The organism is Sagittula stellata E-37 (genome assembly GCF_039724765.1).
Classification (GTDB): domain Bacteria; phylum Pseudomonadota; class Alphaproteobacteria; order Rhodobacterales; family Rhodobacteraceae; genus Sagittula; species Sagittula stellata.
Genome location: NZ_CP155729.1, coordinates 4,042,279 through 4,065,848, shown reverse-complemented (window position 1 = coordinate 4,065,848; position 23,570 = coordinate 4,042,279). Strand labels below are relative to the sequence as shown.

The following is a 23,570-nucleotide window of genomic DNA, read 5'->3' as shown; positions in this document are numbered from 1 at the left end:
GCCAGTCGCGCGCCGACTGAGATGGGCGAATGTCGGGGGGAGGGCGCCCGGCACGTCTGATCCGGACCGGGGCACAAGGTGGGGCGGGGCACCGTTGCCCCGCCCAATGATCACTCGGCCGGTTGTGTCGCGGATTGCGCCCGCTTGCGCGTGAACAACCGAACCACAATGACGAAGAACAGCGGAACGAGAAGCACGCCGAAGACGGTGGAGGACAGCGTGCCCCCAAGCACCCCGGCGCCAATGGCGTTGCGTCCGCCGGAGCCCGCACCGGTGGAAATCACCAGCGGCACGACGCCAAGCGAAAAGGCCATGGACGTCATGATGATCGGGCGGAAACGCTGCTTGGCGGCCTCGACCGTGGCGGTCAAGACGTCTTCGCCTGCCTCCATCCGGTCGCGGGCGAACTCCACGATCAGGATGGCGTTCTTGCCGGTCAAACCGATCACCGTCAAAAGACCCACCTGGAAGAAGACGCCGTTCTCGAAGCCGCCGGCCCACGCCCCGAGCAGCGCGCCCAACACGCCGATGGGCATGGCCAGCATCACCGCGAAGGGAATCGACCAGCTCTCATAAAGCGCTGCAAGCGACAGGAACACGGCGGCCAGGGACAGCGCGTAAAGCAGCGGTGCCTGGTTGCCGGATTCGCGTTCCTCCAGCGACAGACCGGTCCACGACAGGCCGAACCCGTCGGGAAGCTGGGACACGAGACGCTCCATCTCGGCCATGGCTTCACCGGTGGTCACACCGGGCGCGGGACTGCCCTGGATCTGGAGGGCAGGCACACCGTTGTAGCGGTAGATGCCCTGTGCCCCCATCTGCCACGAGCCTTCCGCAAAGTTGGCGAAGGGCACCAAACCGCCGGAGGCATTGCGCACCCGCCACTTCGCCAGGTCGGTCGGCGTGGACCGGCTGTCTGCCTGTCCCTGCACGTAGACCCGCTTGATCCGGCCCCGGTCGATGAAGTCGTTCACATAGGCGCCGGCCCAGGCGATCCGCAACAGGTTCGACACATCGGTTGCCGTCACGCCCATCGCGCCCGCCCTGCGCCAGTCGATGGCGAGGTTGAACTGCGAGGCATCTTCGAGCCCGTTCGGACGCACACCCGTCAGAAGCGGGCTTTGTGCCGTCATGCCCAGAAGCTGGTTGCGTGCTGCGACCAGTTCTTCGTGGGTCTGGCCGCCGCGTGCCTGGAGGAACATGTCGAAGCCCGAGACGTTGCCGAGTTCGGTGACGGCGGGCGGCACGACCGGAAAGACGAAGGCGTCCTGGATTTGCGACAGGGCGCCGAAGGCCCGCCCCGCCACCGCCCGGGCAGACAGCGCCGGGTTTTCGCGTTCGGACCAGTCCTTCAGCCGGACGAAGGCCAGCGCCATGTTCTGCCCCTGACCGGCAAAGCCGAAGCCCGCCACGCCGAAGACCGCTTCGACCGCCTCGGATTCCTGTTCGAGGAAGTAGGTCTGCACCCGTTCCACGACATCCTCGGTCCGTTCCAGCGTCGCGCCGGTGGGGGCCTGGATCATCACGAACATGATGCCCTGGTCCTCGTCCGGCAGGAAGCCGGTGGGCGTTCGCATGAACAGCGCGACCATGCCGCCCACAATCAGAAGATAGACAAGAGCCATGCGGACCGGACGCCGCACGATGCCGCCGACCGCCTTGCCATAGCCGCGGGTCGTGGCTCCGAAGCCCCGGTTGAAGAAGCCGAAGAACCCGCGCTTGTCACTGGGGGTGTGCTTGAGCATGGTCGCGCAGAGCGCCGGTGTCAGCGTCAGCGCCACCAGCACCGACAACGCCATGGCCGACACGATGGTGACCGAGAACTGCTGGTAGATCACGCCGGTCGATCCGCCGAAGAAGGCCATGGGCACGAACACCGCGGAAAGAACCATGGCGATGCCGATCAGCGCTCCGGTGATCTGGCCCATCGACTTGCGGGTGGCCTCGCGCGGCGAGAGGCCTTCCTCTTCCATCAGGCGTTCGACGTTCTCGACAACCACGATGGCATCGTCGACGAGCAGGCCGATGGCAAGTACCATGGCCAGCATGGTCAACGTGTTTATCGTATAGCCCATCACCGCGAGAACCCCGAAGGTCCCGAGGATGACGACCGGCACCGCCAGCGTGGGGATCAGTGTGGCCCGCAGGTTTTGCAGGAACAGCAGCATCACGAGGAAGACGAGCACGATGGCCTCGACCAATGTGCGCACCACCTCCTCGATAGAGATCTTCACGAAGGGCGTGGTGTCGTAAGGGATCGTGTAGGCGATGCCGGCGGGGAAGAACTGAGCGAACTCCTCCATCCGGGCGTGCACCAGCTCCGATGTGTCCAGCGCGTTGGCGCCGGGTGCGAGGCTGATCGCCATGCCGCTGGCGGGCTGGCCATCGTAGGTCGGAGTGAAATTGTACCCTTCAGAGCCGATCTCGACCGTCGCCACGTCGTCCAGCAGCACCAGGCCGCCGTTCTCCTGCGCACGCAGGACGATCTGGCGGAAGTCCTCCGGCGTCTGCAGCAGCGACTGCGCGGTGATCGTGGCGTTCAGCATCTGGCCGTCCGACGTGGGACGGTCGCCGAAAGCGCCGGCGGATATCTGTGCGTTCTCGGCACTGACCGCGGCCACCACGTCCGAAGGCGTCAGTTCGTAGGCGGTCAGCTTTGACGGGTCGAGCCAGATGCGCATGGCGTACTGCCCGCCGAACACCTGCACCGCGCCGACGCCTTCGATCCGGGACATCTCGTCCACGAGGTTGGACTTCAGGTAGTCGGAGAGGTCCGTCTGGTCGAGGCTGCCGTCCGGAGAGATCAGCGCGATCACCATCAGGAAGCCGGCAGAGGACTTCTGCACGGTTACACCCTGACGCTGCACGCTGTCGGGGAGGAGCGGCGTCGCTTGTGCCAGCTTGTTCTGCACCTGGACCTGAGCGATGTCCGGGTCGGTCCCGGTCTCGAAGGTCAGCGTGACGCTGGCGGTTCCCGCCGAGGTGGAGTTCGACGACACGTAGCGCATTCCGTCGAGGCCGGTCATCTGTTGTTCGATGATCTGAGTGACGGTATTGGCCACGGTCTGCGCCGAGGCACCGGGATAATTCGCCCGGATGGAGATCGAGGGCGGCGCGATCTGCGGATACTGTGCGATGGGGAGCGTCAGAACCGACAGGATGCCGATCCCCATGATGATGATGGAGATGACCCACGCAAAGATGGGCCGCTCGATGAAGAAACGGGCCATTGCGCTTACTCCGTTGCCGTGGCGGCGTCGCCGTCCGTTGCCGTCGCGGCCTCGGCGGAGGTGTCGGTTGAGGTCTCGGCGGTGCGTTCCGATGGGGCGACGGTGGCGCCCGGCCCGGCCTTTTGCAGGCCTTCCACAACGACCCGGTCGCCCGGGTTCAGACCCTCGCTGACCACCCAGTCGGAGCCGCGGTCCTGCAGGATCGTCAGCGGGCGAACCTCGACCACGTTGTCGGCGTTCACCACCCAGGTCGTCGGGTTGCCCCGGCGGTCGCGGGTCACGGCTTCCTGCGGGACCAGGTACACGTCTTCGAGTTGCGCGGTCGGCATTTCGACCTGCACATACATACCCGGCAGCAGCAGCATGTCGGGGTTCGGGAATTCGATCCGCAGCACGATCACGCCAGTCTGTTCGTCCACATGCGGCTCGGCGGCGGTGAGGTGACCGGGCTGGCTGAAGGGGGCGCCATCGGCGAGGGTCAGCTTGACCTCGCCCGTGGTTTCTTCGTCCAGCGCCGTGCCGCGCCGCCAGGCAAGCAGCTCGGCTGCGGATTGAGTCACGTCGACATAAACCCTGTCCAGCTTGCGGATCGTGGTCAGCGGCGTCGGCTGGCTGGCGGTCACGAGCGCGCCGCGCGAAATATCCGAAAGGCCGATCCGACCGGAAAGGCGGGCGCGGATTTCGGTGTGGTCGAGGTTGATCTGTGCCGACCGCAGCGCGGCCTCGGACATCACCACCTGCGCGTCAGCGGTATCGCGGGCAGACGTCGCCTCGTCCACGGCCTGCTGGCTGGTGACACCGCGCGTGGACAGGCTGCTTACCCGGTCGAAGTCCCTCAGAGCCGCGCGTTGTTGGGCCTGTGACGCGCTGAGCTGCGCCTCGGCCTGCGCGACGGCGGCCTCGTAGGTGGTCGCGTCGATGGTATAAAGAAGATCGCCTTCCTCGACCATCGTGCCCTCTTTGAAGTGACGCTCGGTGATGATGCCGTTAACCTGCGGCCGGACCTCTGCCACCGCCGACGCGCGGACGCGGCCGGGCAGGGTAGAGGTCAGCGTCAGCGCTTGCGGTTGCATCGTCTCGACTGTGACGGCCGCGGGCGGACGCTCGCCGCCTTGTTGCTGTGCAAGCGCGGGTGTGAAGGACAGCGGCAGGGCTGCCGCAACAAAAAGCGCCAGAAGCGGCGCGGTCGTGACCGAACGCATTGTCGGCTCCTTTTCGCGAATCCGGCGAAATCGCTTGGCGCAATCCGGCGGAGTATTTAAAAGACTCTGGCGTCTCATAAGTACCGTAATGTGGATTCCGCAAGCCGCTTTTTGGCGCGAAGGGCAAGGCAGCGCGATTTGGAGGGCAAGCGTGGCACGTACCGCACAAGCAGTCGGCAGGAAAGACGATCCTGTGCCCGTCCGTAAGGGACGGCCTGTCGTCATGGACGCGGAGAAACGGCGGGCCGTGATCCTCGACGCGCTGGACGAGCACTTCCGCGAGGTGGGTCTGGCCGGGATGACCATGGCGGCCATCGCGCGGCGCGCGGGCATGTCGAAACAGACGCTCTACGGCCTGTTCCAGGATCGCGACACGCTGTTCGACGCCTACATCGAAAGGCGCTTTGTCAGATGCGCGCCGGTGCCGGATCTGCCGGAGGACGGGTCTTTCGCGGTCCGTCTGCGCAAGCTTTTCATGATCGACGAGCCCGGCAACCGATGGGACCTGCCGATCGCCCTGTTCCGGCTGGCCATCGCCGAGGCCCAGCAGCACCCGCGCCTCAGCCGGCGCTGTCTGGAAGAGGGGCCGCGCAACAAGCAGGCCATGGTCCGGGCAGAGATCGAGCGGGCCTGCGCGCGGGGCGAACTGCAGGTCGAGGACCCCGCCGCGGCAGCGACGTTGTTGCTCGACATGTTGCACATGCCGGTGATCGAGGCACTGATCCAGACCGATGAACACCCCTGCAAACAGGCGCCCAAAGCGCGGTTCGAGCTGGGTCTCAGGGTCTTCCTGAACGGCATTTCCTGAGGCCCGCGCCGGTTCGGTCAGGCGGCAGGGATCGCGCCCCCGGGACGGGGGTGTTTCAGGAGGCTGTCCAGCGGATCGTGTTCGGCCACGAGGTGCCCGCCGCCCATGTCGCGCAATTGGGGCACATAGACGTCTCCCTTATCGGCGAGGCGCGAGGGCAGGAAGCGCAGCGACGCGCGTGGATCCAGCGGTGAGGGCAGTTCTCCGGGGATGCGGATGCGATTCCGGGCGCGTTCGGCCACCGGATCGGGGATCGGTACTGAGGAAATCAGGGCCTGCGTATAAGGGTGCTGCGGCCGGGCGCAGATGCTGTCCGCGTCGCCCATCTCCACGACGCGCCCGAGGTACAGCACCATGATCCGGTTGGAGATGGCGCGCACCACCGAAAGGTCGTGGCTGATGAACAGCATCGACATGCCGAATTCGTCCTGAAGGTCCTTCAGGAGCTTCACGATCTGCGCCTGGATCGAGACGTCGAGCGCGCTGACCGCCTCGTCGCAGACGATCAGCTTGGGCCGGGTGATCATCGCGCGGGCGATGCCGACGCGCTGGTTCTGTCCGCCGGAGAGTTCATGCGGGTAGCGGTTGTACATCGACGGCTCCAGCCCGACGCGGGTCATCATTGCGACCACTTCCTCGCGCCGCTCGCGGGCGGTCAGTTCAGGTCGGTGGGTCTGAAGCGGCTCCGCGATCGAGGCGGAGATGGTCAGGCGCGGATCGAGGCTGGCCAGCGGGTCCTGAAAGACGATCTGGAGGTCGCGGCGTTCCCGCTTCAGCGCCTTGCGGTCCAGTTCTGTCAGAGGCTTGCCCAGCCACGACACGGTGCCCGACTTCGATGGGATCAGTTGCAGCACCGCGCGGGCGAGTGTCGATTTTCCGCAGCCGGATTCGCCCACGATGCCCAGCGTCTCGCCTTCCTTCAGGTCGAAGCTTACGCCGTTGACCGCCTTCAGAGGGACGGTGCGCCCGAACAGACCGCCACTCACGCTGATCGGAAAGTGCACCTTCAGGTCTTCGACGTCGAGAATGGTGTTGCCTGCGATGTCGCCCGGCGTATCGCCCTTGTCGATCCGGGGCATCGCCTCCAGCAGCTTGCGGGTGTAATCGTGTTCCGGTTCGGCGAAGATGCGTTCCACCGGGCCGTCCTCCACGAATTCGCCAAGGCGCATGACCTTCACGTGATCGCACATGCGGGCGACGACGCCCATGTCGTGCGTAATCAGCGCGATGGCGGTGCCCATCTCCTTCTGCAGCGTGGCCATCAGGTCCAGCACCTCCGCCTGTACCGTCACGTCGAGCGCCGTGGTCGGTTCGTCCGCGATCAGCAGTTTCGGATCGCAGAGCATGGCCTGCGCGATCATCACGCGCTGACGCATCCCGCCCGACAGCTCGTGCGGGTACTGGTCGAGACGGCGCTCGGCCTCGGGGATCTGCACGCGGTTCAGCCAGTCGAGGCAATGCGCGCGGGCGGCGCGGCCCCGCAGACCCTTGTGGACTCTGAGCACCTCGGCCATTTGTGCGCCGATCTTCAGGTGGGGGGTGAGCGCGGTCAGCGGGTCCTGGAAGATCATGCCCACATCCGCGCCGCGGATGGCGTTCAGCCGTTTCAGCGGAAGGTTCAGAACCTCCTGCCCGGACAACGTCACCGACCCGCTGGCATGGCCGTTCGGCGGCAGCAGGCCCATCGCGGCCATGAAGCTCTGCGACTTGCCCGATCCGCTTTCGCCAACGATGCCAAGACACTGGCCCGCGGCGATATCGAAGGAGACCCCCTTGACGGCCCGAACGGCGCCGTCGGGCGTGTCGAAGGAGACCTTCAGATCCTTGACGGAAAACACGGTCATGTCAGCGGTCCTTCGGGTCGAGTGCGTCGCGCAGGCCGTCGCCGATAAAGAACATCGCGATGATCAGCGTGACGTAGAAGAAAAGCGGAACCAGCAGCTGCCAGAGGGTGCCGTAGGCCATGGTGCCTGCCCCCTCCGCGATCAGGCGTCCGAGCGAGGTGTTGGGCTCTGAAATGCCAAGACCGAGGAAGGAGATGAAGCTCTCGGCGAGGATCATCTCGGGCACCAGCAACGACGCGTAGACGATGACCACCCCCGCGAGGTTCGGCAGGATGTGGCGCCGGATGATGGTGGCCTCCGACACGCCGGTGGCGCGCGCGGCCTCGATGAACTCGCGGCCCTTCAGGGTCAGGGTCTGGCCGCGGACGATGCGGCTCATGGTCAGCCACGACACCGCGCCGAGGCCCAGGAACAGTGCCACGAAGCTGCGCCCGGCGACGACGAGGATGAGGATGAGGATCAGCGTCAGCGGGATGGCGAGCATGATATCGACGAAGCGCATCATGACACTGTCGAGGCGCCCGCCGAAGTAGCCCGCGACGACACCCCAAAGCGTGCCCACGACCAGCGCCATGGCGGCACCGATCAGCCCGACCAGCAGCGAGGTGCGCGTCGCCTGGATCGTCCGTGCATACAAATCGCGGCCGAGATCGTCGACGCCGAAGTAGTGCCCGGTCTCCAGCGACGGCATGCCCATGCCCTTCACGTCTCCCATCACGACCCAGTCGATTTCCTCGTTCGACCATTGCGAGAACAGCGGTCCGAACAGCACGAACAGCACGACCAGCGCAAGGATGACGACGCTTGCCATCGCGGCCTTGTTGCGCAGGAAGCGGTTGAAGGCGTCCCTCAGAAGCGACCGGCCGCGCACGGCGGTGAAGTCGGTGATCTCGCCCGCCAGCGCGGCGGCCTTGGGGGATGTTCCGAAAAAGCGCATGTCAGTACCGGATCTTGGGATCGAACCACGCGTAGGCGAGGTCGGTCAGCAGGTTCACGACGACGGTCAGCGCGCCGTACAGGATCGTCACGCCCAGCAGCACCGCATAGTCGCGGGTGAGGGCGGAGTTCACGTAGCTCTGACCGAGGCCGCCGGTGGAGAAGTAGAGATCGACGAAGACGGACCCCGTCAGCACGTAAACGAAGACCGGCCCGAGGTAGGAGATCACCGGCAGCAGTGTCGGCTTCATCGCGTGTCGCCAGATGATCGTGCCTTGCGGCAGGCCCTTGGCACGGGCGGTGCGGATGAAGTTGGAGTTCAGCACTTCCAGCATCGACGACCGGGTGATCCGCGCGATGGACCCCATGTAGGAGGTCGAAAGCGCAATCACCGGCATGATGAGGTATTGCCACTGTCCGCCGTTCCAGCCGCCGCCGGGCAACAGCCCCAGCCAGAGCGTGAAGGTCAGGATCAGGATCGGGCCCATGATGAAGTTCGGCAGCGCCTGTGCGGCGATCCCCAGCGACACGGCGGCGTAATCGATCCAGGTGTTGTGCCGGATCGCGGCGGCGATGCCGAGAACCACACCCACAACCGTCGCGGCGAGGAAGGCCAGCGACCCGTAGGTCAGCGAGATCGGGAAGCCCTGCGCGATGATGTCGTTCACGTCCCGGTCCTTGTAGACGAAGGACGGCCCGAAATCGAAATGCAGGACGATATTGGCGAAATAGTCCCAGAGCTGCTTCCACAGCGGCTGGTCGAGGCCGTAGCGACGCTCGATGTTGGCGAGCACCTCGGGGGGCAGGGGACGTTCGGAAGTGAATGGCCCGCCCGGCGCAAGCTGCATCATGGCAAAGGCAGCGATCACCAGTAACAGGATCGTCGGGACAGCAACCAGAAGCCGTCGGATCACATAAGAAAGCATTTGGGGTTCAACCTTGCGGGAATGGATCGGCATCCCGGGACCGGGTCTTGTCCGGTGCCCGTGCCGCCGCGTGCGATTCCTGCGCGCGGCGGCAGGTCCCGGCGCGAACGCCGGGACGGGTCTGGGAACGGCTTACTCGGCGACCTTGTAGAGGTCCTTCGAATACCAGTTCTGTTCGACGTTGTTGACCGGCCAGTTGCCCACGTCGCTGTCCATCATGTAGACGCCCGCCGCGTGGTAGACCGGGATCACCGGCATGTCCTGTGCAAAGATCTGCTCGGCCTCGGTGTAAAGCGGTGCGCTGTCGTCGGCGGACTTAGCCTCCTGGATCAGCGCGTCATAGTCGGCGTTGGAGTACTTGCCGTCGTTATAGCCGGACGGCGTCGTCAGCAGGTCGAGGAAGGTGGACGCCTCGTTGTAGTCGCCGCACCATGCACCGCGCGCCAGTTCGAAGTCCTGATTGCCGCGCACTTCGAGGAAGACCTTCCACTCCATGTTGGACAGTTCGACCTCGACGCCCAGCTTCTGCTTCCACATCTGCGACATGACCACGGCGATTTTCTGGTGGTTGTCGGAGGTGTTGTACATCATGCCGAACTTCAGCGGGTTGTCGGGACCGTAGCCCGCCTCCGCCAGGAGTTCCTTCGCCTTCGCGTCGCGTTCCGCCTGGGTCATCTCCTGCATTTCGGAGACCGGCGGTTCGAAGTTGGCGACGGCGGCCGGCGTGAAGCTGTAGGCCGCCACTTCTCCGCCCGCCAGCACGTTCTTGGTGATGATGTCGCGGTCGATGGCCAGGGCCAGGGCCTTGCGGACGTTCACGTCCTTGAACGCTTCGGGGCCGCTGTCGGACAGGTTGAACGTATAGTAGTAATTGCACAGCCGCGGAAAGCTGATCGCCTCGTCAGGGTGCTCCTTGGACAGGCGCGGGAACTGGCCTGCGGGGATCTCGGTGCGGTCGAGTTCACCGGCGAGGAACCGGGTCAGGGCCACGTTCTCGTCGTTGATGACCAGCGCCACGGTCTTGTCGATGATGGTGTTCTCGTTGTCCCAGTACATCTCGTTGCGCTCGCGGGTGGAGCGTTCGTTCGGGATGTGTTCGGTCAGCACGTAAGCGCCGTTCGAGACGATGTTCTCCGTCTTGGTCCAGTCGGCGCCGAACTCCTCAACCACCTTCTGCGGTGCCGGGAAGGTCGTGGCATGCGTCACCATCTGCGGGAAGTAGGACAGCGGCTGGCTCAGCTTCACTTCGAGCGTGCGGTCGTCGACGGCGGTGACGCCCAGCTCTTCGGGGGCCATCTCGCCTGCGATGATGGCATCGGCGTTCTCGATGGACATCAGCGACATGTACCACTGGTACGGCGATGCCAGTTCCGGCGAGACAGCACGGCGCCACGCGAAGACGAAGTCCTGCGCAGTCACCGGATCGCCATTCGACCATTTCGCATCGTCACGCAGCGTGAAGGTGTAGGTGGTCTTGTCTTCCGAGGCCTCGTATCCGGTGGCGACACCCGGCACCAGTTCGCCGTTTTCGTCCTGGTTCATCAGGCCTTCGAACAGGTCGCGCGCCACTTCCGACCCGGTCACGTCCTCGACGACCTGCGGGTCGAGCGAAGAGAATTCGTCCAGGATGCGGTAGGTGAAGGTCTGATCGGCGGCCAGCGCCTCGCCGGTCTCCGGGTGGGTCTCCTGCGCCAGTCCGACGGTGGCGATGCCGGCTGTCAGAAATGTCGTCAGAGTCAGTTGGGCGAGTCTTGACATAGTGAATATCCCTTGTTGGCTCGGGGCAACGATGCCCGTCGTGTCTTGGTGTCCTGGCCGCCCGTTATGGTATTGTTATTTTTTGGGTTGTCAGCCTTGGAGTGAGTTCGCGTACCCATGTCTGGGTACTTCAGATTGACTGTTTCTGCTATCGGCAATTCAAAACGGAAGGCCGTCGGGCATGCAATAGGGGTCTACGCGACGTTATTGGATCTTTGGCGCAGTTAGACGTTTCCTATGCCGACGGACTGTCATCCCGCCACCAATGTTGCGTCGTGTCCCCGTGCGGCGCAACGGAATCCGCTCCGGGCGGCGGTAAGCCTGTGTTTGCGGTGACACGATGCCCAGGGATGCGTCGCAAGGGTGGAACCGGGCGCGGGCCAGTTAGGTTTGATTTGCATCCGGCGCCTGAATGCCTGAGAAGGGCAGACCAACACTGCGGGGTTCCATGTCTGTCTCCATGCTGTCCACCTTCGTCAAGCCGATGCACCCGGAAGGGCGGAAATTCGTTGCCATAGCAGCCGCGATCGCGGTCGTCCTGTTCCTCGTGTGGGAACCGCTGGGGTGGATTGCCGCTGGCGTGACGGTCTGGGTCTACTACTTCTTCCGCGATCCGGAGCGTGTGACGCCGAACCGCCCGGACGTCATGGTATCGCCTGCGGACGGGATCGTGTCGCTGCTGGAACCCGCCATTCCCCCGGCAGAGCTGGGTCTGGGCGATGCGGAAATGATGCGCATCTCTGTGTTCATGTCGGTCTTCAACTGCCATGTGAACCGGCTGCCGACCGCCGGGACGGTCGATACCGTCGCTTACCGGCCGGGCAAATTCCTCAACGCCTCGCTCGACAAGGCGTCGGAGGACAACGAACGCAACGGCCTTGCCGTGACCCTGCCGGACGGGCGCCGCTACGGCGTGGTCCAGATCGCAGGTCTCGTGGCGCGCCGTATCCTGTGCTGGACCAAGAAAGGCGATACGCTGGAGCGCGGCGAGCGGTTCGGCCTGATCCGGTTCGGCTCCCGTCTCGACATCTACCTGCCGCCCGGCGCCACGTCGCTGGTCCGCATCGGCCAGACGATGGTTGCGGGCGAAACGGTCATCGCCGATCTGACCGCCGAAACCGGAGAAGGCTGAGCCATGTCGGATCTCCCCCCCGAGCCGGACTCACAGGCGGAGGACCGCAGCCAGGTCTCTCTGCTGATGCTCCTGCCCAACATGGTCACGCTGACCGGCATGAGCTTTGGCTTCACGGCCATCCGGTTCGCGATGGAGGGACGGTTCGGGGCCGCGGTCTTCGCCATCCTGATCGCCGCGCTGGCGGACGGCCTCGACGGGTTGCTCGCCCGCAAGCTGAAGGCCGAGTCGCCGATGGGGGCGCAACTGGACTCGCTGTCCGATTTCCTGTGCTTCGGCGTCGCACCGGCGGTTGTCGTCTACCAGGTGCACCTGGCCCATACCGGCGGGTTCGGCTGGGTCTTTGCGCTGCTGTTCGCCGCCGCCACCTGCCTGCGGCTCGCGCGGTTCAACGTCATGTCGGGGCAGGCCGATGAGAGTGCCGGGCCGAAACGCCACTTCGTCGGTGTGCCTGCACCTGCGGGGGCCATGCTGGGCCTTCTGCCGGTTTTCATGATGCTTGCCGGCGGATGGGACGCGGGGGAGGCACCGGCCATGGTCGCCCTCTGGCTCGCGCTGATCGGTGTGCTGATGATCTCCAAGCTGAAGACGCCGTCCCCGAAGGCGATCAAGGTGCCGCGCCGCATGATCGCGGTCATCCTGTTTGCCACGGTCACGGTGATCGGGTTCAGCTTCACCCACCCGTGGTATCTGTTGGTTTTGCTCGACTGGGCCTATCTGGCCGTCGTCGCACTGGCTGCCATCCGGGCGCGCGGTCGTCTCTTCGGCTGAGCTGAAAGCCCCTCTGCGTTGACAAGCCCGGCGCGGACCCTCACCAATCGGGAAGGGGGTGGCCATGGACGTTCAGAAAAGCGCGGCGCTGGTTGCAGAGCGGATCGCCGAGACACCGGCACGAGGGCGGCGGAGGCTGGTCGCTCTGGCCGGGGCGCCGGGTTCCGGGAAATCGACGCTGGCGCATGTGGTTGCAGCGCGGACACCCAATGCGGCGGTCATGCCGATGGACGGATTTCACCTCGACGACCGGTTGCTGCGGCCCGCTGGCCTGCTGCCGCGCAAGGGTGCGCCGGAGACCTTCGACTTCGGCGGTTTCCGAGCCTGCCTCGCCCGTGTCGCCCAAGAGGACGAGGTCATACTGCCGGTCTTCGACCGTACCCGGGAAATCGCCATCGCCGGAGCGGAGCGCATCGGCCCGGAGACCGAGACGGTGATCGTCGAGGGCAACTACCTGTGCCTTGCCGAGGACCCGTGGCGCGCATTGGTAGAGTTGTGGGACCTGACCGTTTACCTGTCCGTTCCGATGTCGGAACTGGAGCGGCGGCTGATCGAACGTTGGGTGAGCTACGAGTACGACCACGCGGCGGCGCGCGAAAAGGCGCTGAGCAACGACATTCCGAACGCGCATCGGGTGGCGGACAACCTTGGCAACGTCGACCTGACCATCTCCTGGGAAGGGCATCCGTGACCTCTCCGCCGCAGTTTCAGCCGCACCGCAGCATGGACGGTGGTTGTCGGCATGCACCTGCGCCATACTTGTAAGACGGACAGCGGGCAGAGGTCGTCTTATGGGTTTGATCGTGTTCACCGATCTCGACGGCACCTTGCTGGACCATGACACGTATTCCTGGGAGGCGGCGCGTCCGGCGCTCGATGCGCTGAAGGAACGGGGCGTTCCGCTGGTCCTCGCGACCTCCAAGACCGCCGCGGAAGTTGCCCCGCTTCACGCCGATCTTGGCCTTGGCGACACGCCCGCCATCGTGGAGAACGGCGCCGGGTTCTACCGGCCCGCCGACGGTGTGGCGCAGGACGCCGGGGATCACGCCCACATCCGCCGCGCCCTTGCCGATCTGGCGCCGGAACTCCGGGCCGGGTTCCGGGGTTTCGCCGACATGACCGCAGAGGAGATCGCGGAGGTGACGGGACTTGGCCTCGACGGCGCAAGACGCGCCGGGCAGCGGTGTTTCTCCGAACCGGGGATCTGGTCGGGCGCGGACGACACCCGCGCCGCCTTCCTGTCCGGGCTTGGCATGTATGGCGTGCGCGGGCGCAGCGGCGGCCGTTTCCTGACCCTCTCGCTGGGCCGCACGAAGGCGGATGCCATGGCTGAACTTGCCCGCGAAATGGGCGCATCCCGGACAATTGCGCTTGGCGACGCGCCCAACGACATCGAGATGCTGCAGACGGCTGACATCGGCGTCGTCGTGCGCAACGATCACGGGCCGGGCCTGCCCCTGCTGGAGGGCGAGGACGCGGGGCGCATCCTGCGCACTGACCTGACCGGCCCCGCAGGTTGGGCGGCGGCGATGCTGTCGCTTCTTGACGATTACGACGCGAAGGATCCCGCGCATGGCTGACTTTCACCAGAACGGCAACATCGCCCAGTTCCACAACCTGAGGCAGCGCCCGATCGAGGAACTGGTCTACGAGATCGAGACCTTCGCCCAGACGCGCAAGATCAGCCTCGTTCTGCCGTCGCTCTATTCCGAACTGGAAGGCCCGGCGCTGTCGAACATCATCGACGAGCTGAGCCAGGTCAGCTACCTGCACCGGATCATCATCGGGCTGGACCGTGCGGACGAGGACCAGTTCCGCCGGGCGCGCGATTTCTTTTCCCGGCTGCCCCAAGATCATGTGGTCCTCTGGAACGACAGCCCCAGGATGAAGTCCTACATGGCGCGGCTCGAAGAGATGGGGCTGGCCCCGGACGAGCCGGGCAAGGGCAAGAACATGTGGACCTGCATGGGTTACATGATCTCTTGCGCGGATACGGCGGTCATGGCGCTGCACGATTGCGACATCGTCACCTACGACCGCGAGATGCTGGCCCGGCTGGTCTATCCGGTGGTCAATCCGAATTTCCGCTACCAGTTGTCGAAGGGGTTCTATCCGCGTGTCGGCGACGGCAAGCTGAACGGGCGGGTGACCAGGCTGCTGGTCTCGCCGCTCCTGATCGCGCTTAAGCGGGTGATCGGGGACCGGGACTACATCGACTACCTGCGCGCTTTCCGCTACCCGCTGTCGGGCGAGTTCGCGCTGCGCACTGGCCTCTTGCCGGACCTGCGCATCCCCTCCGACTGGGGGTTGGAAATCGGCGTGTTGTCAGAGGTTTGGCGCAACAGCGGGCGGCACACGGTCTGCCAGGTGGAGATCGCCGATGCCTACGATCACAAGCATCAGGACGAAAGCGAAGGCGACGCGGCGGCGGGTCTGAACCGCATGTCCACCGACATCTGCAAGGCGATCTTCCGCAAGCTGGCGGCGGATGGGACGATCTTTACCGCCAACTCTTTCCGGGCGCTGAAGGCCACGTATTACCGGGTCGCGCTGGACCTGCTGGAGTTCTACGACAACGACGCCAAGATGAACGGCCTGACGCTGGACCGGCACCGCGAGGAACGGACCATCGAGCTGTTCGCGGAGAACATCATGGTCGCGGGGCACACCTTCCTGGCCAAGCCCAACGATGCGCCGTTCATCCCGAACTGGAGCCGGGTGAACGCCGCCGATCAGGGGCTGGTGTCGGAGCTTCGGTCGCTGGTGGCCGCCGACAACGCGGAGTTCGCGCCTAAGCCGTTCTGATGAATATCCGTTCATCTTAATGCGGCGCGCGGAGGGATTAAGGCCGCGTGCGATGCCCTGCAACGCGCAGATGTGGGGCCGTCCGCGACGCGATCCACAATGGATCAACCACCTGTTCACCATGCTTAACAACCCGTAGGGGGTGAACCGGCCGGTTCGACCCCTCGAACCGGCCGGTTGGTAATCTTTCTGCGCCGCAGCGAAAAAAAGAGGTTAACGAGGCCTCCCGGGCGATCCGAAACGGGTCAATCCGCGCTGTTCAGGGCCGAGATGCGCCAGCCGTCCGGGCCGGACACCAGCGTCATACGAAGCGCGTACACCTCGCCTGATGACGCGCCGCAGCCGGTCACGCGGGCGCGCAACTGGACCAGCGCAGAGCCGCCCGACACACCCGCATCGGAGGCCTCGACGACGCTCGCATCGCAGATGCCTGCGGCGGCACGTTCGATGGCCTCGCGCTTTTCCGGAATCCAGAGCGCTGCGGGCGCCCCTCCGTCACGCTTGCCGAGCCGGTCGAAGTAGGCGCGCGCCAGCGCCACCGGGTCGGGGCCCGGAACGGAGGTCTGGGCTGCCGCCGCGCCACCGCCCGACGCCTTCCAGGAGACGGAGGTGACGGGCGTGCGCGGGGGCCAGGCCATGCTGTAATGCATGTAGGCCCGCAGATCGGCGCGGTCGCTGTCGGCGGGCATGTCCTCTTGTGGGTAGAGGTTGACCGACACGGTGCCGGATCCCGGCGAGGGCTTGATCTCGCACCAGCCGGTCCAGCCCATCCCCAGGTTGATGTTCCGGAACTGCACGAAGTTCACCGGGATGCTAACGTTGTCGCCCAGCCAGGGGGCGGGGTCGCGTCGCTGGACGTGGTTCGCGACGCTGTCGAAATAATCCTGCCCGCCGGTGTCGTAATCGGCAAAGCCGAACTCCGAATGGTTCCAGCCGCGATAGGTGGAATAGAGCAGGTTATAGCACAGGGTCGCGGCGCGCTGCCGGTCGAAGGCGGGGGTGGCGGTGTTGGGGATGTCGTCCATCAACCCGATGTCGAAACTGTAGAACTGGTCGTTGGTGGTGATGGTGTAGAACTCCTCCGGCGGCGTGCTGAACATCTGCGCGAAGAGGTCGGGGTGGATCATTGACTGCTTGTAACCGGTGGAGGCCACGACCGAGGAGAGCTTGGAAAACGCGCTCTGGATCTGGGCGAAGATGTCGAGCGCGGCGGAGAACGACAGGTCGAGCGGCACGAGCTGCTGCTTCTGGTCAGGCTGGAGGAAGGGCGCGTGGAAGCCCAGCGTCGCGGTGGGGTGCATCCCGCGCGTGGGCTGGCAGGAGTAGGGTGCCCCGGCGCAGGTGTGGCCCGCCATGAAGATCAGCGAACAGGCGGACAGGCATGTTTCACCTGCGTCGATCACGGTGGTCGTGCGGCTGAAGTGCTGGGGGATGGCCAGCGCCTCGGTCACCGAGCCGCCGGGCGAAGACAGGTGCAGGGTGGAATAGGTGCAGGCCGCGCTGTCCATCAATGCTCCGAAGCGGTCGGCGTCGCCCTTCACGATCTGGCCGGAGAGGTAGACGTCGCAATCGTCGCCCATGGTGATGTCGGCGGCCTGCGCGGGCGCGGACAGAAGAAGGAGGCAGGCGAGGGAGGCCAAGAAGCGGAAAGGCATGAGGTCGTCCGGTATTGGTCAGCAGGTCGGCCCATGATGGGTCGGGACCTGCTGCCGGGTCAACAATCCGTCCGGTCGCTTTTTCGCGGTCAGCCCCGGTTGGTGATCCAGCGGCACTGGTAGGGGGCGAGCGTCACGCCGTCCTCCTCGGGGTGCAGCGTCTCGCCAGACAGCAGGTCGATCCAGTCCTCGTCCGCGATCAGGTTGAGCGCGCGGGGCGGCAGGTCCACCGTTTCGGCGCTCACGTTGTGCAGGGCAAAGATCGACTGCTCGCGGTTGATCGACTGCCGCCAGACGCAGAACACGCGGTCGTCGACGTTCAGCGTGAAGTTCGTGGCGTTGGGGTGGAAGGCGGGCTGTTTCGCGCGGAGCTTCAGCCGCTCCTTCAGGGCGGGCAGGACCTGGCCCTGCGGGGTCTCCGGGTCCTTGATGCGCTTGCGCAGGTCCGTGTAGTCCCAGCGGTGGCGATTGATGGCGCGGTTCATGCCACGGCGTTCGACGCCGTCGATGTCGTTCTCCGTGCCCAGCATCGCGTGGATGTAGAAGGCGGGCACCCCTTCGATCGACATGACGATGGTCTGCGAACACAGGAAGCGCGCGATGTGGTTGGCGGTGTCGCCGCGATAGGTCCGCGACAGGGCCGAGAAGAAGGTGGCGTTCAGCTCGTAGACCGATGTGCCGCCGTTCGGCAGCGCCCGCATCGACGCCCGCCCGCCGCTGTCCTGCACGGTAGAGATCATGCGCGCGATTTCCTCGTCCGGCAGCAGGCCTTCGGCGGGGCGCATCCCGATGCCGTCGTGCGAGGCGGTGAAGTTCAGGTAGGCGCAGCCGTGCGGCGCGGGCGGCATGGAGCGCAGCCAGTTCGACAGGAAATGCGCGTCCCCCGAGAGCATGGCGTGCAGGATCAGCGGCGGCAGCGGGAAGTTGTAGATCCAGTGCGCCTCGTTCAGTTGGCCGAAGTAGCTGAGGTTCTCGGCCTTGGGCACGTTGGTTTCGGTCAAGAGCACGACCGGTTCGCGGGCGAAGTCCGCCAGCACCCGCAGAAGCTGCACGATGGCGTGGGTCTGCGGCAGGTGGATGCAGGTCGTTCCGGGCTGTTTCCAGACGAAGGCCACGGCGTCGAGGCGGACGATCTTCACCCCCATCTCGATGTGCAGACGAATGATGCGGATGATCTCGTAGAGGACTTCGGGGTTCTTGAAGTTCAGGTCGATCTGGTCGTGGCTGAAGGTGCACCAGACGTTCTTGACGCCGTTCGCCGTCTCGACCTCCTGCAGAAGCGGCGTCGTCCTCGGGCGCACGACCATCGACAGGTCGTCCTCCGGCGAGGCCTCGAAGAAGAACCCGTCGTAGGGCTTCTGCCCCTGCCGGTAGGCGTTGAACCACGTGCCCTGCGACGAGACGTGGTTCAGCACGAGGTCGGAGGCAAGATCCCATTCCGAGGCGATGCGCTGGATGTCGGGCCAGTCGCCCAGCGAGGGGTTCACCTTGCGGTAGTCGGTCACCGCAAAGCCGTCGTCCGAGGTGAAGGGGAAAAACGGCAGGATGTGCACGCCGTTGACCACGCCCTTCAGGTGCTGGCCAAGGAAGTCGCGCAACAGGTCCAGCGGCTTGTAGACGCCGTCGATCAGGCTGTCGCCGTAGGTGATCAGCAGCGCGTCCTTCTGGCTCCAGAGCTGGTTGCCGGGCTTGCGGGCGCGTCCGCGTGGATCCGTGCCTTCGGGCCAGAAGGCCTCGACGACCCTGGCGGTCACCTCTTCGGTGTCGTGGTCGGGGTAGAGGCGCATGAGCAGCGCATGCAGGCGGTTCGTCAGGGTCGATGGAACGGTCATGGCGGGCCTCTGGGCGGTCGTCGTACCCGGCATTTATAGACGGGCCTTGCGCGATGGCGAAAGGGGCAGGTCATCCGCAAGGCCTGCGGCACCGGAAGCCGGGTGCTTTGCCCTGTTTTTGGGCACCCTGCGAGCTTGCCTCCGCAGACGCCATGGCCCAGCGTGGACGGCAAAGCGAAGGAGCCGGACGATGGCGGAAGTGACGGTCGGGGTGCGCGGGCGCGTGCTCGAAGTGGTGCTGAAACGGGGCAAGGTGAACGCCATCGACGCGGCGACGTCACGAGCGCTCGGCGCCGCCTTCCTGCGCCTGCAGGAGGACGACGCCCTGTCGGTGGGCATCGTTACCGCCGAAGGGCGCTTCTTCTCCGCCGGTTGGGATCTCAAGGCCGCGCAGGACGGCGAGGACCCGGAGGCCGACATGGGCCCCGGCGGCTTCGCGGGCCTGACGGAATTCTGGGACCTGACGAAACCGGTCATCGCCGCGGTGAACGGCACGGCGCTGGGGGGCGGGTTCGAACTGGCGCTGGCGGCGGACATGATCGTCGCCGCCGAAGGGGTGGAGTTCGGCCTGCCCGAGACGTCGATCGGCCTGGTGCCGGATTCCGGCGGTGTGATCCGCCTGCCGCGTCGCCTGCCGCGCGCCGTGGCGATGGAGATGCTGATGACCGCCCGACGCGCCGGGGCAGAGGAATTGCTGCGCTGGGGCGTGATCAATGCCGTGGTGCCCGCCGATGCGCTGATGGCGCAGGCCCGCGCGCTGGCCGACCGCGTCGCCGCCTGCGCACCGCTCTCGCTGCGCGCGGTGAAGGAAATCGCCCGCGCCACGGAGGGCCTCGGCGAACGGGACGCTTTCGCCCTGATGCGCGCTGGCGGGCTGGAGGCCTACGCCCGGCTCTACGACAGCGCGGACGCGAAGGAAGGCGTGGCAGCGGTCATGGAAAAGCGCAGCCCCGTCTGGACGGGACGCTGACTTGCTGGAGACGGAGACTTTCCTGCATCCCTGGACCGGCCACGTGGACGCGCCGCTGCGGCTGGTGGAGAACGTGGTCCGGCCGGCGTGGGTGGACGAATACAGCCACATGAACATGGCGCATTACCTGACGGTCTGCGATCAGGCGAACTGGGCCTTCTTCAACTGGATCAACGATCCGATGCGGATGGAGGCGCGGAACGGCCACGAATACGTCATCGTCGAGAACCACGTCACCTACTGCGGAGAACTCGCCGAAGGCTGCGCCTTCGCCATCGAGACGCAACTCCTCGCCCATGACGCCAAATGCTACATCCTCTTCCACCGGGTGCTGGACGGATCGGGACAGGTGGCGGCGACAAACGAGGTCAAGATGCTGGGCTTCAATCTCCGCACCCGCCGCCCGGACCCATGGGGCAACACCCCGGCGCGCGCCTCGCGCTTGTCGCGGACGCACATCGCGGCCTGCCTGCTCCGGCCTAGGGTCAGGACTCGTTCTCTCTCAAAGCCAGAAGATCACGGTCGCAGCGAGTGCGATCGCTGAGAAGAAGGTCTTTGGGCATCGGTCATAACGGGTCGCCACCCGTCTCCAATCCTTGAGCCTGCCGAACATGATCTCGATCCGGTTGCGACGCTTGTACCTGCGCTTGTCGTACGGGACGGGCGTCTTCCGTTTCGTCCGGCCCGGGATGCAAGGGCGTATCTTCTTGTCTTGCAAGGCTTCTCTGAACCAGTCGGCATCGTAGCCGCGATCTCCGAGCAGCCATTTCACGTCTGGCAGCCCGCCGACCAGCGCACGCGCCCCGATGTAGTCGCTGACGGGGCCGGCAGTCAGGAACAGGTCGATGGGCCGGCCATGGCTGTCGCAGACGGCGTGCAACTTCGTGTTCATGCCTCCCTTCGTCCGGCCAATCAGCCGTCCACGCCCCCCTTTTTCACGCCCAGGCTGGACGCCGTGCGATGGGCCTTCAGATGAGTTGCGTCGATCATCACGGTCGTCTCCTCACCATGCTCGCCCGCCAGCCCGGCCATGATCCGGGCGAAGACGCCTCTATCGCTCCACCGCTTCCAGCGGTTGTAGAGTGTCTTGTGCGGGCCGTATTCCCTTGGCGCATCTCGCCACCGCAATCCATTGCGATTGATAAAGATAATACCGCTCAGAACGCGCCGGTCATCAACCCGGGGCTTGCCGTGCGACTTGGGGAAGTAAGGCTCCAGACGCGCCATCTGCGCATCGCTCAACCAGTAGAGATCAGACATGTTCACCGCTCGTTTTCGAACGGTGAATCACGCTCGCTCAACCAAATCAATGGGTCCTGAACCTAGGCCGGTCAGGGCATCGTTTTGGGGAAACGCTGAGGACACGGCCGTTCCGGCCGTTTGGGGGCTCTGCCCCCGCCTCCCTTGCGGGAGCCTCCCCCGAGGTATTTGGGCCAAGATGAAGGCAAGACGCCTTTGCTTCTTTGCTTCGAAAATACTCTGAAGGGGGTCCGGGGGAAGTGAAACTTCCCCCGGCGGGTCGCTGACGCAGTCAGCGAAACCCGGTTTGTGTGGCGCCCTTACTGGAGCGCCTTGTCGCTGACCGCGTGGGTCCATGCGCCTTCCGGCGCTTTCGTGATGACCGGGTCGGAGCCGCCCGCCAGCAGCGTGTCCACCGTGCGCTGGTAGTCGGCTTCGTCCAGCGCGCCGTTGGAGCCCGACGTCAGCTTGGCGACTTCGCCCATCATCCGGATCTGGTGCTCTTCGGTCTGCGCGCCGGTTTCGTCGTAGTCGAGCACGATCATCGCCGCTTCTTTCGGGTTCTCCTCGGCCCATTTCCAGCCCTGCATGGAGGCGGAGACGAAACGCGCCATCTTGTCGACGAAGGCCTCGTCCGAAAGGTTGTCTTCGAGCACGTAAAGGCCGTCCTCCATCGTGGCGACGCCCTGGTCCTGGTACTTGAAGGTGATGAGTTCGTCTTCGGACACGCCCGCGTCGAGGACCTGGCCGTACTCGTTGTAGGTCATGGTCGAGATGCAGTCGGCCTGGCGCTGGAGCAGCGGATCTACGTTGAAGCCCTGTTTCAGCACCTCGACGGAGCCTTCGGCCTTGCCATCGGTCTTGATGCCGAGCTGGCTCATCCACGACAGGAAGGGGTATTCGTTGCCGAAGAACCACACGCCGAGCGTGCGGTCGGCGAGATCCGCCGGTTCCTCGATGCCCACGTCGCCCCAGCAGGTCAGCATCATGCCCGACGACTTGAAGGGCTGGGCGATGTTGACCAGCGGCAGGCCGTTCTCGCGCGCCGCCAGCGCGGCGGGCATCCATTCGACGATGACGTCGGCGCCGCCGCCCGCGATCACCTGGGTGGGCGCGATGTCGGGGCCGCCGGGCAGGATCGTGACGTTCAGGTCGGCATCCTCGTAGTAGCCGTTTTCCAGCGCCACGTAGTAGCCCGCGAACTGCGCCTGTGTGACCCACTTCAGCTGAAGCGTGACATCGTCCGCGGCAAAGGCCGGTGCGGCGAGCGCGAGCGCGGCGGTGGTGGAAAGGATGTATTTCATGGTTACCTCCGGTTGGTGATGGCCCCTCGTTGATGCGGGGGCTTGGGATGGATGTTAGCGGCCTCGGGTCGAGGCGTGCCAGAATGTCATGCGTTTTTCGATCAGCGTGATCAGGCCGTAGAAGCCGGTGCCCGCCAAAGCGGCAACCACGATGGCCGACCAGACCATCGCCAGGTCGAGCTGGCCGATCGAGGTGGAGATGCGGAAGCCGAGGCCCAGGGTCGGCGAGCCGAAGAACTCTGCCACGATGGCGCCGACCAGCGCGAGGGTCGAGGTGATCTTCAACCCGTTGAAGATGAAGGGCAGGGCGGCGGGCAGGCGCAGGGTCCAGAGCGTCTGGCCCCAGGTCGCGGCGTAGGTCTTCATCAGGTCGCGCTGCATGGCGGTGGTTTCCGACAGGCCGGCCACGGTGTTCACCAGCATCGGGAAATAGACCATGAGCACGACCACGGCGGCCTTTGACTGCCAGCCGAAGCCGAACCACATCACGAGGATGGGCGCCGTGCCGACGATGGGCAGGGCGGCCATGAAGTTGCCGAGCGGCAGCAGCCCGCGCCGCAGGTAGTCGGAGCGGTCGACGAGCAGTGCGGTGAGGAAGGCCGCGACGTTGCCAATCACGTAGCCCGAGAGCGCGCCCTTGAGGATCGTCTGCGTGAAGTCGCGCCACAGGAGGCCGGTGTTGCCCGCGAAACGTTCCGCGATGTCGGAGGGCGGCGGCAGGATCACGGTGGGGACCTCGGCGCCGCGCACGATGAGTTCCCACATGGCGAGCAGCGTGGCGCCGAAGATCAGCGGCACGGCGATCTGCGCGGCGCGCGTGTCGCGGGCAGGTCCGTTGGCGAGCGCCACGTTCAGCGCGAAACCGGCGGCCCAGAGCGCGAGGGCTGCGAGGATCAAGGTCATCGCGGACCTCCGGTGGCGGAGTGGGTGGAGGGGGTGGAGATGAGTATTTGCAAAGCAGAGAAACCGAGGGATGCGCCCTTGCCCGGCGTGGGTTTCCCGGGGGCGGCGAGGAGGAAGGTCATCGCGGGCCTCCGGTGGCGGACTGGGCGGATGGGGTGGGCTTGAGTATTTGCAAAGCAGGGAAACCGAGGGGTGCGCCCTGGCGCGGCGTGGGTTTCCCAGCGGCGGCGGTCCGGGAGCGCGCGACTTTTGGGT

Annotated in this window: 19 protein-coding genes; 8 read left to right on the top strand and 11 right to left on the bottom strand. The window is 65.4% G+C overall.

Annotation, left to right across the window (positions count from 1 at the left end; all coding sequences use genetic code 11):
• Positions 1 to 110 precede the first annotated feature (110 nt).
• On the bottom strand, positions 111 to 3,230 hold the full coding sequence (locus ABFK29_RS19405; protein ID WP_005859913.1) for an efflux RND transporter permease subunit: 3,120 nt from the start codon (positions 3,228 to 3,230) through the stop codon (positions 111 to 113).
• 5 nt (positions 3,231 to 3,235) lie between these two features.
• Positions 3,236 to 4,432 carry an efflux RND transporter periplasmic adaptor subunit gene (locus tag ABFK29_RS19400; protein WP_005859911.1) on the bottom strand — a complete coding sequence of 399 codons (1,197 nt, stop codon included), beginning with the start codon at positions 4,430 to 4,432 and terminating at the stop codon, positions 3,236 to 3,238.
• Between the two features lie 223 nt (positions 4,433 to 4,655).
• Here ABFK29_RS19400 and ABFK29_RS19395 point away from each other — a divergent pair, with 223 nt between their 5' ends.
• Positions 4,656 to 5,240 carry a TetR/AcrR family transcriptional regulator gene (locus ABFK29_RS19395; protein ID WP_005859909.1) on the top strand — a complete coding sequence of 195 codons (585 nt, stop codon included), beginning with the start codon at positions 4,656 to 4,658 and terminating at the stop codon, positions 5,238 to 5,240.
• 17 nt (positions 5,241 to 5,257) lie between these two features.
• Here the strand turns inward: ABFK29_RS19395 and ABFK29_RS19390 are convergent, their stop codons facing one another.
• From ABFK29_RS19390 to ABFK29_RS19375, 4 genes are all read right to left on the bottom strand, one after another.
• Entirely contained in the window at positions 5,258 to 7,084 is a 1,827-nt protein-coding gene (locus ABFK29_RS19390) for a dipeptide ABC transporter ATP-binding protein (protein WP_005859907.1), read from the bottom strand.
• 1 nt (position 7,085) lies between these two features.
• Positions 7,086 to 8,021, bottom strand: a complete 936-nt coding sequence (locus tag ABFK29_RS19385; protein WP_005859905.1) for an ABC transporter permease — start codon at positions 8,019 to 8,021, stop codon at positions 7,086 to 7,088.
• A 1-nt stretch (position 8,022) separates the two neighbouring features.
• Entirely contained in the window at positions 8,023 to 8,946 is a 924-nt protein-coding gene (gene oppB / locus ABFK29_RS19380; RefSeq protein WP_005859903.1) for an oligopeptide ABC transporter permease OppB, read from the bottom strand.
• Positions 8,947 to 9,078: 132 nt separating this feature from the next.
• Positions 9,079 to 10,704, bottom strand: a complete 1,626-nt coding sequence (locus ABFK29_RS19375; protein WP_005859901.1) for a peptide ABC transporter substrate-binding protein — start codon at positions 10,702 to 10,704, stop codon at positions 9,079 to 9,081.
• A 448-nt stretch (positions 10,705 to 11,152) separates the two neighbouring features.
• On the opposite strand from ABFK29_RS19375, the gene ABFK29_RS19370 reads away from it, so the two are divergent.
• The 5 genes from ABFK29_RS19370 (at position 11,153) to ABFK29_RS19350 (ending at position 15,412) form a co-directional block, all read left to right on the top strand.
• A complete protein-coding gene (locus tag ABFK29_RS19370) occupies positions 11,153 to 11,836 on the top strand; it encodes a phosphatidylserine decarboxylase (protein WP_005859899.1) in 684 nt (227 codons plus the stop codon).
• A 3-nt stretch (positions 11,837 to 11,839) separates the two neighbouring features.
• Positions 11,840 to 12,607: a CDP-diacylglycerol--serine O-phosphatidyltransferase gene (gene pssA, locus ABFK29_RS19365; protein ID WP_005859897.1), complete on the top strand. Its 768-nt coding sequence runs from the start codon at positions 11,840 to 11,842 to the stop codon at positions 12,605 to 12,607.
• Positions 12,608 to 12,671: 64 nt separating this feature from the next.
• The gene (locus tag ABFK29_RS19360; protein ID WP_005859895.1) at positions 12,672 to 13,298 is read left to right on the top strand and encodes a hypothetical protein; all 627 of its coding nucleotides are present in this window, start codon (positions 12,672 to 12,674) and stop codon (positions 13,296 to 13,298) included.
• A gap of 100 nt (positions 13,299 to 13,398) precedes the next feature.
• Positions 13,399 to 14,187, top strand: a complete 789-nt coding sequence (locus tag ABFK29_RS19355; protein WP_005859892.1) for an HAD-IIB family hydrolase — start codon at positions 13,399 to 13,401, stop codon at positions 14,185 to 14,187.
• On the top strand, positions 14,180 to 15,412 hold the full coding sequence (locus ABFK29_RS19350) for a hypothetical protein (RefSeq protein WP_005859890.1): 1,233 nt from the start codon (positions 14,180 to 14,182) through the stop codon (positions 15,410 to 15,412). The genes ABFK29_RS19355 and ABFK29_RS19350 overlap by 8 nt, the downstream gene beginning before the upstream one ends.
• 245 nt (positions 15,413 to 15,657) lie before the next feature.
• Here ABFK29_RS19350 and ABFK29_RS19345 read toward each other — a convergent pair whose 3' ends face one another.
• Together ABFK29_RS19345 and ABFK29_RS19340 are read right to left on the bottom strand one after the other, a co-directional pair.
• The gene (locus ABFK29_RS19345; protein WP_005859888.1) at positions 15,658 to 17,067 is read right to left on the bottom strand and encodes a hypothetical protein; all 1,410 of its coding nucleotides are present in this window, start codon (positions 17,065 to 17,067) and stop codon (positions 15,658 to 15,660) included.
• 89 nt (positions 17,068 to 17,156) lie between these two features.
• Positions 17,157 to 18,899 (bottom strand): alpha-amylase family glycosyl hydrolase, encoded by a 1,743-nt coding sequence (locus tag ABFK29_RS19340; protein WP_005859886.1) that lies wholly within the window; start codon positions 18,897 to 18,899, stop codon positions 17,157 to 17,159.
• A 190-nt stretch (positions 18,900 to 19,089) separates the two neighbouring features.
• On the opposite strand from ABFK29_RS19340, the gene ABFK29_RS19335 reads away from it, so the two are divergent.
• Positions 19,090 to 19,869, top strand: coding sequence for an enoyl-CoA hydratase-related protein (locus ABFK29_RS19335; RefSeq protein ID WP_005859884.1), 780 nt, complete (start codon positions 19,090 to 19,092; stop codon positions 19,867 to 19,869).
• Between the two features lies 1 nt (position 19,870).
• Positions 19,871 to 20,413, top strand: a complete 543-nt coding sequence (locus tag ABFK29_RS19330) for a thioesterase family protein (protein ID WP_005859882.1) — start codon at positions 19,871 to 19,873, stop codon at positions 20,411 to 20,413.
• Here the strand turns inward: ABFK29_RS19330 and ABFK29_RS19325 are convergent.
• From ABFK29_RS19325 to ABFK29_RS19315, 3 genes are all read right to left on the bottom strand, one after another.
• Positions 20,372 to 21,129 (bottom strand): IS5 family transposase gene (locus ABFK29_RS19325; RefSeq protein WP_085983406.1). Its coding sequence is split into 2 segments (ribosomal slippage): positions 20,372 to 20,808 and positions 20,808 to 21,129, totalling 759 coding nucleotides; the frame shifts between segments, so codons are not numbered across the junction. The two genes, ABFK29_RS19330 and ABFK29_RS19325, sit on opposite strands and share 42 nt — an antisense overlap.
• 299 nt (positions 21,130 to 21,428) lie before the next feature.
• Positions 21,429 to 22,412, bottom strand: coding sequence for an ABC transporter substrate-binding protein (locus ABFK29_RS19320; protein ID WP_005861418.1), 984 nt, complete (start codon positions 22,410 to 22,412; stop codon positions 21,429 to 21,431).
• Positions 22,413 to 22,466: 54 nt separating this feature from the next.
• Complete coding sequence (locus ABFK29_RS19315) at positions 22,467 to 23,315, bottom strand: ABC transporter permease (RefSeq protein WP_005861416.1); 849 nt, start codon at positions 23,313 to 23,315, stop codon at positions 22,467 to 22,469.
• Positions 23,316 to 23,570: the final 255 nt, after the last annotated feature.

Coding starts and splice junctions, on each gene's coding strand:
- ABFK29_RS19340 (WP_005859886.1), bottom strand. CDS start 18,899: ATGACCGTTCCATCGACCCTGACGAACCGCCTGCATGCGCTGCTCATG.
- ABFK29_RS19375 (WP_005859901.1), bottom strand. CDS start 10,704: ATGTCAAGACTCGCCCAACTGACTCTGACGACATTTCTGACAGCCGGC.
- ABFK29_RS19390 (WP_005859907.1), bottom strand. CDS start 7,084: ATGACCGTGTTTTCCGTCAAGGATCTGAAGGTCTCCTTCGACACGCCC.
- pssA (WP_005859897.1), top strand. CDS start 11,840: ATGTCGGATCTCCCCCCCGAGCCGGACTCACAGGCGGAGGACCGCAGC.
- oppB (WP_005859903.1), bottom strand. CDS start 8,946: ATGCTTTCTTATGTGATCCGACGGCTTCTGGTTGCTGTCCCGACGATC.
- ABFK29_RS19370 (WP_005859899.1), top strand. CDS start 11,153: ATGTCTGTCTCCATGCTGTCCACCTTCGTCAAGCCGATGCACCCGGAA.
- ABFK29_RS19400 (WP_005859911.1), bottom strand. CDS start 4,432: ATGCGTTCGGTCACGACCGCGCCGCTTCTGGCGCTTTTTGTTGCGGCA.
- ABFK29_RS19335 (WP_005859884.1), top strand. CDS start 19,090: ATGGCGGAAGTGACGGTCGGGGTGCGCGGGCGCGTGCTCGAAGTGGTG.
- ABFK29_RS19315 (WP_005861416.1), bottom strand. CDS start 23,315: ATGACCTTGATCCTCGCAGCCCTCGCGCTCTGGGCCGCCGGTTTCGCG.
- ABFK29_RS19350 (WP_005859890.1), top strand. CDS start 14,180: ATGGCTGACTTTCACCAGAACGGCAACATCGCCCAGTTCCACAACCTG.
- ABFK29_RS19395 (WP_005859909.1), top strand. CDS start 4,656: ATGGACGCGGAGAAACGGCGGGCCGTGATCCTCGACGCGCTGGACGAG.
- ABFK29_RS19385 (WP_005859905.1), bottom strand. CDS start 8,021: ATGCGCTTTTTCGGAACATCCCCCAAGGCCGCCGCGCTGGCGGGCGAG.
- ABFK29_RS19355 (WP_005859892.1), top strand. CDS start 13,399: ATGGGTTTGATCGTGTTCACCGATCTCGACGGCACCTTGCTGGACCAT.
- ABFK29_RS19345 (WP_005859888.1), bottom strand. CDS start 17,067: ATGCCTTTCCGCTTCTTGGCCTCCCTCGCCTGCCTCCTTCTTCTGTCC.
- ABFK29_RS19320 (WP_005861418.1), bottom strand. CDS start 22,412: ATGAAATACATCCTTTCCACCACCGCCGCGCTCGCGCTCGCCGCACCG.
- ABFK29_RS19405 (WP_005859913.1), bottom strand. CDS start 3,230: ATGGCCCGTTTCTTCATCGAGCGGCCCATCTTTGCGTGGGTCATCTCC.
- ABFK29_RS19360 (WP_005859895.1), top strand. CDS start 12,672: ATGGACGTTCAGAAAAGCGCGGCGCTGGTTGCAGAGCGGATCGCCGAG.